This window comes from Streptomyces sp. NPDC085931, assembly GCF_044540565.1.
Taxonomy (GTDB): Bacteria; Actinomycetota; Actinomycetes; order Streptomycetales; family Streptomycetaceae; genus Streptomyces.
The window spans coordinates 90,077-103,928 of sequence record NZ_JBITSK010000016.1 but is presented as its reverse complement, the minus strand read 5'-3'; the positions used below and the strand labels follow the sequence as shown (position 1 = coordinate 103,928).

Annotated in this window: 12 protein-coding genes; 6 read left to right on the top strand and 6 right to left on the bottom strand. The window is 74.9% G+C overall.

The features are described 5' to 3' along the window. Positions 1-3 precede the first annotated feature (3 nt). Positions 4-1,197 carry a glycosyltransferase gene (locus ACIGAN_RS29300; RefSeq protein WP_399862087.1) on the bottom strand — a complete coding sequence of 398 codons (1,194 nt, stop codon included), beginning with the start codon at positions 1,195-1,197 and terminating at the stop codon, positions 4-6. A gap of 39 nt (positions 1,198-1,236) precedes the next feature. Between ACIGAN_RS29300 and ACIGAN_RS29295 the strand changes: the two genes are divergently transcribed. Both ACIGAN_RS29295 and ACIGAN_RS29290 read left to right on the top strand, forming a co-directional pair. Next, entirely contained in the window at positions 1,237-2,022 is a 786-nt protein-coding gene (locus ACIGAN_RS29295; protein WP_399862085.1) for a glutamate racemase, read from the top strand. Positions 2,023-2,122: 100 nt separating this feature from the next. Beyond that, a complete protein-coding gene (locus ACIGAN_RS29290) occupies positions 2,123-2,677 on the top strand; it encodes a hypothetical protein (protein WP_399862084.1) in 555 nt (184 codons plus the stop codon). A 77-nt stretch (positions 2,678-2,754) separates the two neighbouring features. On the opposite strand, the gene ACIGAN_RS29285 is transcribed toward ACIGAN_RS29290, so the two are convergent. Beyond that, the gene (locus ACIGAN_RS29285; RefSeq protein WP_399862082.1) at positions 2,755-3,828 is read right to left on the bottom strand and encodes an O-antigen ligase family protein; all 1,074 of its coding nucleotides are present in this window, start codon (positions 3,826-3,828) and stop codon (positions 2,755-2,757) included. 215 nt (positions 3,829-4,043) lie between these two features. On the opposite strand from ACIGAN_RS29285, the gene lnt reads away from it, so the two are divergent. The 4 genes from lnt to ACIGAN_RS29265 all read left to right on the top strand — a co-directional run bounded on the left by lnt (position 4,044) and on the right by ACIGAN_RS29265 (position 9,066). Then, positions 4,044-5,651: an apolipoprotein N-acyltransferase gene (lnt, locus tag ACIGAN_RS29280; protein WP_399862080.1), complete on the top strand. Its 1,608-nt coding sequence runs from the start codon at positions 4,044-4,046 to the stop codon at positions 5,649-5,651. Between the two features lie 68 nt (positions 5,652-5,719). Then, the gene (locus ACIGAN_RS29275) at positions 5,720-6,199 is read left to right on the top strand and encodes an NUDIX hydrolase (RefSeq protein ID WP_399862078.1); all 480 of its coding nucleotides are present in this window, start codon (positions 5,720-5,722) and stop codon (positions 6,197-6,199) included. 54 nt (positions 6,200-6,253) lie between these two features. Continuing rightward, positions 6,254-7,054 carry a 3-hydroxybutyrate dehydrogenase gene (locus ACIGAN_RS29270; RefSeq protein ID WP_365094871.1) on the top strand — a complete coding sequence of 267 codons (801 nt, stop codon included), beginning with the start codon at positions 6,254-6,256 and terminating at the stop codon, positions 7,052-7,054. Between the two features lie 68 nt (positions 7,055-7,122). Continuing rightward, positions 7,123-9,066 (top strand): helix-turn-helix domain-containing protein, encoded by a 1,944-nt coding sequence (locus tag ACIGAN_RS29265; RefSeq protein WP_365740291.1) that lies wholly within the window; start codon positions 7,123-7,125, stop codon positions 9,064-9,066. 123 nt (positions 9,067-9,189) lie between these two features. Here ACIGAN_RS29265 and ACIGAN_RS29260 read toward each other — a convergent pair whose 3' ends face one another. The 4 genes from ACIGAN_RS29260 to modA form a co-directional block, all read right to left on the bottom strand. After that, a complete protein-coding gene (locus ACIGAN_RS29260; RefSeq protein WP_399862075.1) occupies positions 9,190-10,578 on the bottom strand; it encodes an MFS transporter in 1,389 nt (462 codons plus the stop codon). A 145-nt stretch (positions 10,579-10,723) separates the two neighbouring features. Beyond that, the gene (locus ACIGAN_RS29255; RefSeq protein ID WP_399862073.1) at positions 10,724-11,998 is read right to left on the bottom strand and encodes an ABC transporter ATP-binding protein; all 1,275 of its coding nucleotides are present in this window, start codon (positions 11,996-11,998) and stop codon (positions 10,724-10,726) included. Between the two features lie 5 nt (positions 11,999-12,003). Next, the gene (gene modB / locus ACIGAN_RS29250; RefSeq protein WP_399862071.1) at positions 12,004-12,939 is read right to left on the bottom strand and encodes a molybdate ABC transporter permease subunit; all 936 of its coding nucleotides are present in this window, start codon (positions 12,937-12,939) and stop codon (positions 12,004-12,006) included. Further along, positions 12,936-13,748 (bottom strand): molybdate ABC transporter substrate-binding protein, encoded by an 813-nt coding sequence (gene modA / locus ACIGAN_RS29245; RefSeq protein WP_365740295.1) that lies wholly within the window; start codon positions 13,746-13,748, stop codon positions 12,936-12,938. Before modA ends, modB begins: the two co-directional genes overlap by 4 nt. Between the last annotated feature and the right edge of the window lie 104 nt (positions 13,749-13,852).

The window sequence follows — 13,852 nt, the reverse complement described above, 5'->3', positions numbered from 1 at the left end:
CCGTCAGCCCTCGTCGGGCACGGCCTCCGGGCGCGCGTAGGTGCGGCCCTTCCAGGCCGCACCGCGCCCCCGGTAGTGCTGCACGGCCGAGTCGACCGTCATCAGCAGGTACAGGAACGCGGTGAACGGCAGCAGCGGCGCGAGCCACGGCGGCTGCCGGTAGTAGCGGAGCATCGGCAGGTACGTCCCCGCCATGACGAGCCAGGCGAGCCCGCCGGTGACCACTGCCGCCCCCTCGCCCGCGGCCGGCCCCGCGAGCACGGCCGCGGGCGGCACCAGATAGACGAGGACAAGACCGGCCACCGTCCCGGCCAGCAGCAGCGGGTGGTGGCGCAGCTGGGCGTAGGCGCTGCGCGAGACCATCCGCCACAGGTCGCCCAGACGCGGATACGGCCGCACGCTGTGCACCCGGTCGGCGAGCCCCAGCCAGACGCGGCCGCCGGCGCGCTTGACGGCCCGTGCGAGGGCCACGTCGTCGATCACGGCGTGCCGGATGGCGTCCGGGATCCGTGCCCGCTCGGCGGTCCCGGCCCGCAGCAGCACACAGCCCCCGGCCGCGGCCGCGGTCCGGGTCCCGGCCCCGGCGATCCGCCGGAACGGGTAGAGCTGCGCGAAGAAGTAGACGAAGGCGGGCACCACGAACCGCTCCCACACGCTCTCCACCCGCAGCCGCGCCATCTGCGAGACGACGTCGAAGCCCCCCGCGCGGGCCGCCGCCACCAGCTCCCGCAGACTGTCCGGCGCGTGCGCGATGTCGGCGTCCGTCAGCAGCAGGTACTCCGGGTCACGCGCGCGTGCCAGGCCGATGCCGTGGCGCACCGCCCACAGCTTGCCGGTCCAGCCGGGCGGCGGTTCGCCCGGCGAGGACACGGTCAGCGCCAGCCCTCCGAGCCGGTTCGCCAGGTCCCGCGCGAGATCGCCGGTGCCGTCCGTGCTGCCGTCGTCGACGAGGAAGACCTCGGCGCGACCGGGATAGTCCTGCAGCAGCAGGGACGGCAGCGCGGCGGGCAGCACCGCCGCCTCGTCGCGGGCCGGGACGACGACACACACCGACGGCCAGGAGTCCGGCTCCCGGCGCGGCGGCAGCCGCACGTCCGTGCGCCAGAAGAAGCCCTGGCCGAGCAGCAGCCACAGCCAGGCGAGAAGCGACACAGCGGCAATCCAGACAAGGGCGCTCACGCGCGCAGTCTGCCCCACGGCAGCGGCCGCGGACCGCTCATCGTCTATCGTGATCGGGTGAAGATCGCGCTCATGGACTCCGGTATCGGTCTGCTGGCGGCCACCGCCGCGGTTCGGCGGCTGCGACCCGACGCCGATCTCGTGCTCTCCCTGGACCCCGACGGCATGCCGTGGGGACCGCGCACCCCGCAGGACCTGACCGAGCGCGCCCTCGCCGTCGCCGAGGCGGCCGCCGCGCGCCGCCCCGACGCCCTGATCGTCGGCTGCAACACCGCGACCGTGCACGCCCTCACCGCCCTGCGCGCCCGCCTCGAACCGGAGCTCCCGGTCATCGGCACCGTCCCGGCGATCAAGCCCGCCGCGGCCGGCGGCGGACACCTCGCCATCTGGGCCACCCCCGCCACCACCGGCAGCCCCTACCAGCGGGCCCTGATCCGCGACTTCGCCGAGGGCGTGCCCGTCACCGAAGTGCCCTGCTGGGGGCTGGCCGAGGCCGTGGAGCACGCCGACCAGACGGCGATCGACGCCGCCGTGGCCGCGGCCGCCGCGCTGACCCCCGAAGACGTGACCACCGTCGTCCTCGGCTGCACCCACTACGAACTGGTCGCCGAGCGCATCCGTGCCGCCGTGCAGCGCCCCGGCCGCCCGCCGCTCGTGCTGCACGGCTCCGCGGGTGCCGTGGCCGCCCAGGCGCTGCGTCGGCTCGGCGCGCAGCCCGCGCCGGGGGCCACGCCGCACGGCGCGCTGACCGTGCTGCTCAGCGGACGCGAGGGCGCGCTGCCCGCGCCCGCCCTGGCCTACGCCGAGGGGCGGCTGCTGCAGGCGGTCACCCCGGCGGGCTGACGCCCCACGCGGGACACCAGGACCGGGGGGCCGCCCACCCGGCCCAGTCACGCTCCGCCACCAGGTACCAGCGCAGCGAAAGCTGAGTACCCTCAAAGACATGAGGGACCACCGCCACGGCGAGAACGCCCCCCACGTGCCTCCTGAGGTCTGGACCGGCCGGGCCACCAACCGGGTCCAGTGGCTGCTGGCGCTCGTGGGCGCCGCCTGCATGGCGCTCGGCATCGCGCTGGCCGTCGACTCGGCGTGGACCTCCGGCGCGGCCCCGCTCGTCATGGCCGTCGTCGGCTGCATCGCCGCCGGGCTGCTGGTCCTCTTCGGGACCCTCGCCTTCGTCCACGTCGCCCTGCGGGTGGACGAGGACCACCTGGAAGTGCGCTGCGGCCACATCGGCGTGCCCCGCCGCCGTATCCCCCTCTCCCATGTGGCGGGCGCCACCTACACCTCGCACGTCACGCCCCGCCACTGGGGCGGCTGGGGCTACCGGTGGCGGCCCGAGAAGGGCACCGCGGTGGTGGTGCGACGGGGCGAGGGCGTCGTGCTGGAGCTGTGGGACGGACACACCTTCACGATCACCGTGGACGACGCGGAGGCGGCCGTACAGGTGATCAAGGCGCGGCTGCGGCCCGGGAAGCCCGGGGCTCCCGCCCACTAGGACCTGTCTGACCATTCCGGCCGTCGCCCGGAGGCAGGCGGGAATGGTCGGACAGGCCCTGGACGTCACTTCCCGGGTCACCACGCGGGAGCCCGCCCGGTGTCCCGCGGGTGCGGATCCGCCGAGCGGGCCGGTTGCTCGTCGGCGAGCGGGCGGGCCGTGGCCAGGCCGGCCAGCAGACCGGCCCCCACCGACACCGCCGTGAAGCTCAGCGCGTTGCCGATCGCGGCGATGGCCGCGACCCCGGTCAGGGCCGCGCCCGCGGTCAGCGCCACCGGGGTCGGACGCGGACCGCGCCACAGCGCGTACATCATCCAGCCGAACGCCGCCACCAGCAGGACCAGCCCGATCAGGCCCTGCTCGGCCGCCTGCTGCAGGGGCGCCGAGTGCGGCTTGCCGTCGGCCAGCAGGGAGGGGGCGGAGGCCGGGCTCAGTTCCCCGAAGCGGCCCGGCCCCGCGCCCAGGGCGCCGTTCTCGCGCAGCAGGTGCCAGGCGTCCTGCCACAGCCGGACCCGGTGCGGCGTCAGCCGTTCCTCCAGGGCGGCGGTCAGCCCGCCCGGCACGGCCCCCGCGGCGATCGCCCAGGTCAGGCTCGTCACCACCGCGGCCACCGCGGCCAGCAGGGCGAGACCGGCCCCGCGGTGCCGGGTGCGGCCGGCCGCCAGCGAGCACAGCAGCACCGCGGTACACGCCACACAGCCGGTGGCCGAACCGAGCGCCGCCGCCAGCACCGCGGTCCCGGCGGCCAGCAGACGCAGCGCGAACCGCGCGGCCGGCCCGGAAGCGGCCCAGGCCGCGCAGCACGCGGCACCGGCCGACAGGGTCAGCACGGCGGCGGTGGCCCCCGCGTGGCCCAGGGGCGTGGCGATCTGCGGTCCCGGAGCCAGGTGCGGAACGGCCAGCGTCAGCCCGGCACCGGCCAGCGCGCCGGCGCACGGCGCCGCCACCGGCAGCAGGGCCCCGCCGATCCGGCCCGCGGCGTAGCCGGCCGCCACGGCCAGCACCGCGAGGAGAACGCCCTCCGGCCGGCCGTCGTGCGCCGCCGCCGTGATCAGGGACCATCCGGCGCAGGCCCCCAGCACCACGACGCCCGTCGCGTCGGAAACGATTCTTCTGCCGCCGTCCCCGTCCGGCCCGGACGCGGACGCCATCCCGCCTCGACCCACCCCGCCCCGCCCCCGCACCAGTCGCCCCCGACCTGTGAAGACCCCGCTCACCGGGGCCGGCCGCCGGCCGCACGGCCGAGGCTTCGGCACACCGTAACGGCTGGTGGAGGTTTTGGGGATGTGTCGTGACGAAATGAGCGGCGGGGCCGTGCTGCCGACCGCGCTGTCGACGCGCGGGCGACCCGACTTAGACTCCGGGAGTGACCGTCACCGCAACCTCCGTCGACGAGTCGGACCAGCTGGAACCGCGGACCGCGCCCCGGGCGCGGGACCGGGCCCGGCGACTCGTTCCGGCCGCCGCAGCCGCGCTCGCCGGCCTGCTCCTCTACGTCAGCTTCCCGCCCCGCACCCTGTGGTGGCTGGCTCCGCCGGCCTTCGCGGTCCTCGGCTGGGTGCTGCGCGGCCGTGGCTGGAAGGCGGGGCTCGGCCTCGGCTACCTCTTCGGCCTCGGCTTCCTGCTGCCGCTGCTGGTGTGGACCGGAGTGGAGGTGGGGCCGGGCCCCTGGCTCGCCCTGGTGGCCATCGAGGCGGTCTTCGTCGCCCTGGTCGGCGCGGGGATCGCGGCCGTGTCGAAGCTGCCCGGCGCGCCCGTGTGGGCGGCCGCCGTGTGGATCGCCGGTGAGGCGGCCCGCGCGCGTGCGCCCTTCAACGGCTTCCCCTGGGGCAAGATCGCGTTCGGCCAGGCGGACGGGGTGTTCCTCCCGCTCGCCGCGGTGGGCGGCACTCCGGTGCTCGGGTTCGCCGTCGTCCTGTGCGGATTCGGGCTCCACGAAGCCGTGCGTCTGGGCCTCGCGAGGCGGACCACCGGCGTCCTGCGGCCCGCGGCGGCCGCCGTCGCCGCGCTGAGCGTGGGCGTGCCCGTCCTCGGGGCGTTCGCCGCCCGCCCGCTGGTCAGCGACAAGGCCGAGGACGGCAGCGTCACCGTCGCGGTGATCCAGGGCAACGTCCCGCGCGCGGGACTCGGCTTCAACGCCCAGCGGCGGGCCGTGCTCGACTACCACGCGCGCGAGACCGAGCGCCTGGCCGCCGAGGTGAAGGCCGGCAAGGTGCCCCGGCCCGACTTCGTGCTGTGGCCGGAGAACTCCTCCGACATCGACCCCTTCACCAACCCCGACGCCCGCACGGTGATCGACGCGGCGGCCCGGGCCGTCGGCGTGCCGATCTCCGTCGGCGGCGTCGTGGAACGCGACGGCAAGCTGTACAACGAGCAGATCCTGTGGGATCCCGCCAAGGGCCCCGTCGACACCTACGACAAGCGCCAGATCCAGCCGTTCGGCGAGTACCTCCCGCTGCGCTCGCTCATCGGCGCGATCAACCCGGACTGGACGGCCATGGTCCGCCAGGACTTCAGCCGGGGCACCGAGCCGGGCGTGTTCACCATGGCCGGCGCCGAGGTCGGCCTCGTCACCTGCTACGAGGCCGCCTTCGACTGGGCGGTGCGCTCCGAGGTCACCGACGGCGCCCAGATGATCTCCGTGCCGAGCAACAACGCCACCTTCGACCGCAGCGAGATGACGTACCAGCAGCTCGCCATGTCCCGCGTCCGCGCGGTCGAGCACAGCCGGACCGTGGCCGTGCCGGTGACCAGCGGGGTCAGCGCCTTCATCCTGCCGGACGGGCGGATCACGCAGCGGACCGGCATGTTCATGGCCGACTCGCTGGTGCAGAAGGTGCCGCTGCGCTCCTCGCAGACCCCGGCCACCCGGCTCGGCGTCCTGCCGGAGATCGCGCTCGTGCTCGTCGCGGCCGGCGGACTGGGCTGGGCGGTGGGCGCGGGCCTGCGCCGGCGACGCGCCGGTGACGTGTAGCTATACACCGCCCGCACACCGCGGGAATCCGGCCGGGGCGCCCCGACCGGCCCCTTAGGGTCGTGACCATGGCCACTCCTGACTTCATCCGCACGCTCCGCGCCTCCGCGGGTCACCAGCTGCTCTGGCTCCCCGGGGTCACCGCCCTCGTCTTCGACGACGAGGGCAGAGTGCTGCTGAACCGCCGGGCCGACACGCGCCGGTGGTCCGTGATCGGCGGCATCCCGGACCCGGGGGAGCAACCGGCGGCCTGCGCCGTGCGCGAGGTCTACGAGGAGACGGCCGTGCGCTGCGTCGCCGAACGGATCGTCCTCGTCCAGGCCATGGAACCGGTCACCTACGGCAACGGCGACGTCTGCCAGTACATGGACATCACCTTCCGCTGCCGTGCCGTCGGCGGTGAGGCCCGGGTCAACGACGACGAGTCGCTGGACGTGGCCTGGTTCGACATCGACGCCCTGCCCGAGCTGAACGAGTTCGGCCTGCTGCGGATCAAGCAGGCGCTGGCAGACGCCCCCACATGGTTCGACCCCACTGGTTCCAGCTGAACTGTGGGGCGTGACCACATGGGTCGTGCGTGTGGCCCTGCCTAGGGTCGAGACATGACCGCGCCCCGTGTCCTCCCGGCTCCCCACGCCAGTCCGCTCGACCTCGGCGGCCGCACCGCGCTCGTCACCGGTGCCGCAGGCGGCATCGGCCGCGCCTGCGCGCTGCGGCTCGCCGCCGCCGGCGCCAAGGTGAGAGCCGTCGACCGGGACGCCGCCGGCCTGGAGGCGCTCGCCGCGCAGGGCCACGGCCTCGCGGGCACCGTGGAACCGCACGTGCTCGACCTGACCGACCTGGACGCCGCCGAGCAGGCCGCCGCCGGCACCGACGTCCTGGTCAACAACGCCGGACTGCAGCTCGTGCGCCCCCTCCAGGACTTCCCGCCCGACGTCTTCCACACGGTGCTCACCGTCATGCTGGAGGCGCCGTTCCGGCTCATCCGCGGCGCCCTGCCCCACATGTACGGGCAGCAGTGGGGCCGCATCGTGAACGTGTCGTCCGTCCACGGGCTGCGCGCCTCCGCCTACAAAGCGGCCTATGTGGCCGCCAAACACGGCCTGGAAGGACTGTCCAAGACCACCGCCCTCGAAGGCGCCCCCCACGGTGTCACCTCCAACTGTGTGAACCCCGCCTATGTGCGCACCCCCCTGGTCGAACGCCAGATCGCCGACCAGGCACGCGCCCACGGCATCCCCGAGGAGCGCGTCCTGTCCGAGGTGCTGCTCCAGGACAGCGCCGTGAAGCGGCTCATCGAACCGGAGGAGGTCGCCGAGGCCGTGGCCTACCTGTGCTCCCCCCAGGCCTCCTACATGACCGGCGCCTCACTCGTCCTCGACGGCGGCTGGACCGCCCACTGAACGCCGGGCCGCCCGGCAGTTGTCCACAGGCCTGACGGGACGGCCGGGTCATGGTGAATCCTGTGAGCATGTCCAGCGATCACGTGCAGCAAGCCGAGCGCTCCGCCGGCCCCGGACAGCGGCCGGCGAGTGCCGAGACGCCGTATCTGGAGCTCCTGGCCCGGGGCGCGTCCGCCGACGCCTACGAGCAGCCGGTGCTGCTCGCGCGCGCCGAAGGGCGGCCCGCCGAGTGGATCGCGGCGCTCCAGCGGGCCAAGCCGCTCGCCCTGCGCGTCCGCGCCGAGCTGGAGGGCCGGCGCCGTCGCGAGGCCGAGCTGTCCGCGCTGTTCGAGACCGCCCACGACCTCGCCGGGCTGCGCGACCTGGACGCCGTGCTGCAGGCGATCGTCCAGCGCGCCCGCTCCCTGCTGGGCACGGACGTCGCGTACCTCAGTCTGAACGACCCGGTCCGGGGCGACACCTACATGCGTGTCACCGAGGGCTCGGTCGCCGCCCGCTTCCAGCAGCTGCGGCTCGGCATGGGGGAGGGCCTCGGCGGTCTCGTCGCCCAGACGGCACGCCCCTACGTCACCGACGACTACTTCAAGGACGACCGCTTCCAGCACACCCTCACCATCGACGCGGGCGTGCGCGACGAGGGGCTCGTCGCGATCCTGGGCGTGCCCCTCACGCTGGGGCACCACGTCATCGGCGTGCTGTTCGCGGCGGACCGCCGGGCCCGGGTCTTCGAGCGGGAGCAGATCGCCCTGCTCGGCTCCTTCGCCGCCCTGGCCGCGGCCGCCATCGACACCGCCAACCTGCTCGCCGAGACCCGGTCCGCCCTCGCCGGCCTGGAGCGGGCCAACGAGATCATCCGGGACCGCAGCGGCGTCATCGAGCGCGCCTCCGACGTGCACGACCGGCTCGCGGAGCTGGTCCTGCGCGGCGGCGGGGTGCACGACGTGGCGGCCGCGGTCTCCCAGGTCCTCGACGGCACGGTCGAGTTCACCGAGGCCGCCGCGGCACCGGCCGGGGCCCTGGAGGCGTCCCGCGCGGAGGGGCACGCGGTACGCCACGAGGACGACTGGATCGCGGCCGTGGCCGCCGGCGGCGAACTGCTGGGCGCGCTGGTACTGCGCGGCCACCCGGGCCTCGACCCCGTCGACCAGCGCACGCTGGAGCGGGCCGCCATGGTCACGTCCCTGCTGCTCCTGGCCCGCCGCTCCGCCGCCGAGGCCGAACAGCGCGTGCGCGGGGAACTGCTGGACGACCTGCTCGACGCGCGCGACCGCGACCCGCGCGTGCTGCGGGAACGCGCGGCCCGCCTCGACGCCGACCTCGACGCCGTCCACGTGGTGCTGGCCGCACGGCTGGAGGGCGGCGGCGCCGACGCCGGCGAGGAGGCCGACGTCCGCAGACGCCTGGCGGCCGCGGCGTCCCACCTCGCGGCCACCCGGCACGGCCTCGCCGCCGCCCGGGACGGCGGCACGGTCCTGCTGCTGCCGCTCCACCCCGGCGCCACCGCCACCGACCTGGCCCGCGACGCCGCCCGCCGGCTGGGCGCGGCGGTCCGCGCCCCGGTCACCGTGGGTGCCTCCGCGCCCGCCGAGGGCCTCGCCACCCGTCCGGACGCGGTGGCCACGGCCTACGGGGAGGCCCGCCGCTGCCTCGACGCGCTGCGCCTGCTCGGCCGCACCGGGGACGGGGCCGCCGCCGAGGACTTCGGCTTCCTGGGGCTGCTGCTGGCCGGCGACCGGGACATCCCGGGCTTCGTCGACCGCACCATCGGCCAGGTCGTGGCGTACGACCGGCGCCGCGGTACGGAGCTGTTGCGCACGCTGGACGCGTACTTCGCCTGCGGCATGAGCCCGGCGCGCACCAAGGACGCCCTGCACGTCCACGTGAACACGGTGGCCCAGCGCCTGGAGCGCGTCGGCCGGCTCCTCGGCGACGACTGGCAGAGCCCGGCCCGTGCCCTGGAGATCCAGCTGGCGCTGCGCCTGCACCGACTGTCGGCACCCGCACCGCACTGACCCCGCCGCGCTCCCGGTCGGTCCTCTCCCACGCCCACACCCGGTGGGACTGACGGCACCCCCGGCACAGCACCGGCCCCCGTACGCCTGGGCGTACGGGGGCCGGCGGGAGCCACCTGGCTCTCACAGAGCCCGGGCGTCGTCCCTCGGGACGGCCGCCGCCGGCTCCGCCTCGGCCGGCGGGGCGACGTCGGCCAGGTCCCGGTGGCGGGTCTCCTTGGCCGCCACGATCGCGACGACCGTGAGCGCGGCCGCGGCGATGACGTACAGGGCGATCGGTGTGGAGCTGCCGTAGTCCGACAGCAGCGCGGTGGCGATCAGCGGCGCCGGCGCGCCGGCCGCCACGGAGGCGAACTGGGCGCCGATGGACGCCCCGGAGTAGCGCATCCGCGTCGCGAACATCTCGGAGAAGAACGCGGCCTGCGGCGCGTACATCGCCCCGTGCAGCACCAGTCCGACGGTCACGGCGAGTAGCAGGTTGCCGAAGCCGCCGGTGTCGATCAGCGCGAAGAAGGGGAACATCCACAGCCCGACCCCGACCGCGCCCACCAGGTACACGGGCCGGCGGCCGATCCGGTCGGAGAGCGCGCCCCACGCCGGGATCACCGCGAAGTGCACGGCCGAGGCGATCAGCACCGCGTTGAGGGCGGTCTGCTTGGAGACGCCGGCCGAGGTGGTGGCGTAGACGAGGATGAACGCGGTGATCACGTAGTAGCTGATGTTCTCCGCCATGCGCGCGCCCATCGCGACCAGGACGTCACGCCAGTGGTGGCGCAGCACGGCGACGAGCGGCAGCTTCTCCGCCTCCGCGTCCCGGGCCGCGCTGCGGGCCTCGGCCTGCGCCAGCGCCTGCTTGAACACGGGCGATTCGTCGACGGACAGACGAATCCACAGACCGACGACGACCAGCACACCGGAGAGCAGGAACGGGATCCGCCAGCCCCAGCCGGTGAACGCCGCGTCCGACAGCACGGCGGTCAGCAGGGACAGCACACCGGTGGCGAGGAGCTGGCCCGCCGGTGCGCCGGTCTGCGGCCAGGAGGCCCAGAAGCCGCGCCGCCGCGCGTCCCCGTGCTCCGACACCAGCAGCACCGCGCCGCCCCACTCACCGCCCAGCGCGAACCCCTGCACCAGCCGGAGCACGGTGAGCAGGACCGGCGCGGCGGTGCCGATGGTGGCGTGGGTCGGCAGCAGGCCGATCGCGAAGGTCGCCCCACCCATCAGCAGCAGGCTGAGCACCAGCAGCTTCTTGCGCCCGAGCCGGTCGCCGTAGTGCCCGAACACCAGGGCGCCCAGGGGCCGGGCGGCGAAGCCGACGGCGTACGTCAGGAAGGACAGCAGCGTGCCGACGAGCGGGTCGGAGTCGGGGAAGAACAGCTTGTTGAACACCAGCGCGGCGGCGGAGCCGTAGAGGAAGAAGTCGTACCACTCGATGGTGGTGCCGATGAGGGACGCGGCGACGATGCGCTTGAGGTTGCTCGGCGTCGGGGGAGCGGATGCTGCGGAGGCCATGTGCGCCACTTCCTCGTGTGCGGTGGGGACGGGTACCTGTCGGCACACCGTAGAAACCCGCAGGTCAGGCGCACATGTGGTGAGACACCATAGTTCAGGTCATGGCTATGCGTCAGACCACCATGTCTGCCCGTCGTTCGCCCGGTCAGACGGGATAGGCGTGGGTCTGTGCCGCCTTCACCGTTGCCCAGACCTCGGCGCCGGGGTGCAGGTCGAGTTCGGCCGCGGCGACCGTGGTGAGGTCGGCGGTGAGGGGGAGTTCGCCGGTGAGGTCGGCGCGGATCTGGTCGCCGTGGGTCTCCAGGCCGGCGACCTCGCAGCGCCAGAGGTTGCGGGCGCTGGAGCCGGTGGGGCGGCTGCGGTGGAGGGTCACCGCGCCGGGCGGGAACGCCACGAAGACCGGGCCGGACAGCAGCTCCGTGGTGGTGAGGGACGGGCCGTCGGCGAGCCGGACGGTGTGGCCGTCGGCCTCGCCCCGGTACAGGTTGAGGCCGACCAGTTGCGCGATGTAGTCCGTGCGCGGGTGGCGGGCGATGTCGGACGGGGTGCCTTCCTGGACGACCCGGCCGTGCTCGACGACGACCAGGCGGTCGGCCAGCACCATGGCGTCCAGCGGGTCGTGCGTGACCAGGACGGCGACGGCCTCGAAGTCGGCCAGGTGCCGCCGCAGCTGGGCACGCACCTCCAGGCGCGTACGGGCGTCCAGGGCGGCCAGGGGCTCGTCGAGGAGCAGCAGGCGGGGACGCGTCGCCAGGGCGCGGGCCAGGGCGACGCGCTGGGCCTGGCCCCCGGAGAGCCTGCGCGGTCTGGCACCCGCGTGGTCGGCGAGCCCCAGCCGGTCGAGCCACGCGGCGGCCTGTGCGCGGGCCTCCGCCTTCGTCGCGCCCCGGCAGCGGGGGCCGAAGGCGACGTTGTCGAGGGCGCTGAGGTGGGGGAAGAGCAGATAGTCCTGGAAGACGACGCCGACCGGGCGGGACTCCGGCGGCACCCGGTCCAGATCCCTGCCGTCCAGCCGCAGACGGCCTCCGGTGAGCGGGGTCAGGCCGGCGAGGGCGCGCAGGGCGGTGGTCTTGCCGGCGCCGTTCGGGCCGAGCAGGGCGACCACCTCACCGGGTGCGACGGTCAGGGCCACGTCGAGGCGGAAAGGGCCGCGGTCCACGACGAGATGCGCGTCCAGCCCGTCCGCGCCGGACCCGGCACGGACGCCGGGATCCTGCGCCTCGACCGTGCGGCTCTTGGCCGTGTGGTCCTCGTCCGCGTGGCCCCGGACCGTGTGGCTCTGGACCGTGTGGCCCTCGTCTGTGCGGTCTTCGTCGGTGCGGTTCTCGACCGTACGGCCCTCGTCCGGCCGGCTGTCGCGGCGGTCGCCGCTGCTCCGGTCGTAGCGGCTGTCGCGGCTGTTCATGCGGCTCTCGCTCATGTCGGTCACCCCGCGCTCATCCAGCGGTCCCGCAGCCCGGCCAGCACCGCGATCGACACCGCCAGCAGCACCAGGCTCAGGGCGATCGCGGCCTCCGGGTCGTTCTGCAGGGCCAGGTAGACGGCCAGCGGCATGGTCTGTGTGCGGCCGGGGAAGTTGCCGGCGAAGGTGATGGTCGCCCCGAACTCGCCCAGCGCCCGCGCCCAGGCCAGCACCGCCCCGGCCGCGATGCCCGGGGCGATCAGCGGCAGCGTGACCCGGCGGAACGCGGTGAAACGGGAGGCGCCCAGGGTCGTGGCGGCCTCCTCGTAGCGCGGATCGGCCGCCCGCAGGGTGCCCTCCACGCTGATGACGAGGAACGGCATCGCCACGAACGCCTCGGCGACGACGACTCCCGCCGTGGTGAAGGGCAGGGTGATGCCGAACCACGCGTCCAGCCACCGCCCGACGATGCCGTTGCGCCCGAGGGCCATCAGCAGGGCCACGCCCCCGACGACGGGCGGCAGGACGAGGGGCAGCGTGACGAGGGCCCGGACGATCCCGCGGCCGGGGAAGTCGACCCGGGCCAGCAGCCAGGCCAGCGGCACGCCGATCAGCAGGCTCACCGCGGTCGCCGCCGTCGCGCAGACCAGGGACAGCCGCAGGGCCTGCCACACCGCGGCACTGGTCAGCTGCTCGGGCAGGCCCTGCCACGGTGTGCGGACGAGCAGGGCGAGCAGCGGGACGGTCAGGAACGCCACGCCGATCAGCGCGGGGAGGAGCAGCGGCAGCGGGACGCCGGTCCGCGCCCGCGGGCGCCGCGGCCCACCCCGGAGGGCGTCGGCCGTGGCGCCGGGCTTGCCGGTCGGCGTGCCGGGCTTGTCGGCCGTGGCGCCGCGCTTGCCGGTCGGCGTGCCGGGCCCGCCGGTCGAGGCGCCGGGGCTGTCGGTCGGGCCGGTCACGGCGTGCGGAACCCGGCCTCGCTCAGGACGCGGCGGCCCTCGGCGGAGCGCACCAGCGCGATGAACGCCTCGGCGGCTCCGGCGTTGGGCGCGTCCTTGAGCAGGGCGATCGGGTAGTCGTTGACGGCGTCGGCGGACTCGGGGAACTCCACGCCCTCCACCTTGTCACCCGCCGCGCGCACATCCGTCTTGTAGACGACGGCCGCGTCGGCCTCTTTCAGCTCGACCTTCGTCAGGGCGGCCTTCACGTCCTGCTCGTAGGAGACGGGGGTGAGCTTCAGCCCGGCGGTGTCGAGGGCCTTGCGCGCGGCGGCGCCGCACGGCACCTCCTGGGCGCACAGCACGACCTTCAGGCCCTTGGCGGTGAGGTCCTTCAGGGAGGAGATCCCCTCCGGGTTGCCCGGGAGGGTGGCGATCTCCAGCTCGTTGCGCACGAAGGTGGCGGGTGTGCCGGAGACGTCCCCGGCGTCCGTGACGATCTTCATGGTCTTGGGGCTGGCCGCGGCGAACACGTCCGCCGGGGCGCCGCCGGTGATGCTCGCGGCGAGGGAGTCGCTGCCGCCGAAGCTGAAGGTGACCTTCGCGCCGGGGTGTTCCCGCTCGAACCGCTTGCCGAGGTCGGTGAAGCTGTCCTGCAGCGAGGCCGCGGCGAAGACGGTCACCTCGCCGGACACCCTGCCCGGCGACTCACCGGAGGCGGGGGAGCCCGAGGTGTCCGACCCGGACGGCGAGCACGCGCTCAGGGCGAGCAGGGCGACGGTTCCGGCCGCCGCGGTGCGGAGCGGACGGCGGCGCGCGGTACGGATCATCTCGGGTGCACTCCCTCTGCGTACTCTCGGGTGACGCGGCCGCACCCCCGGTGCGGTGGGCGTGCATGCGTACGTCGATGATAGTGCCGCAGCTGCCAGGGAGA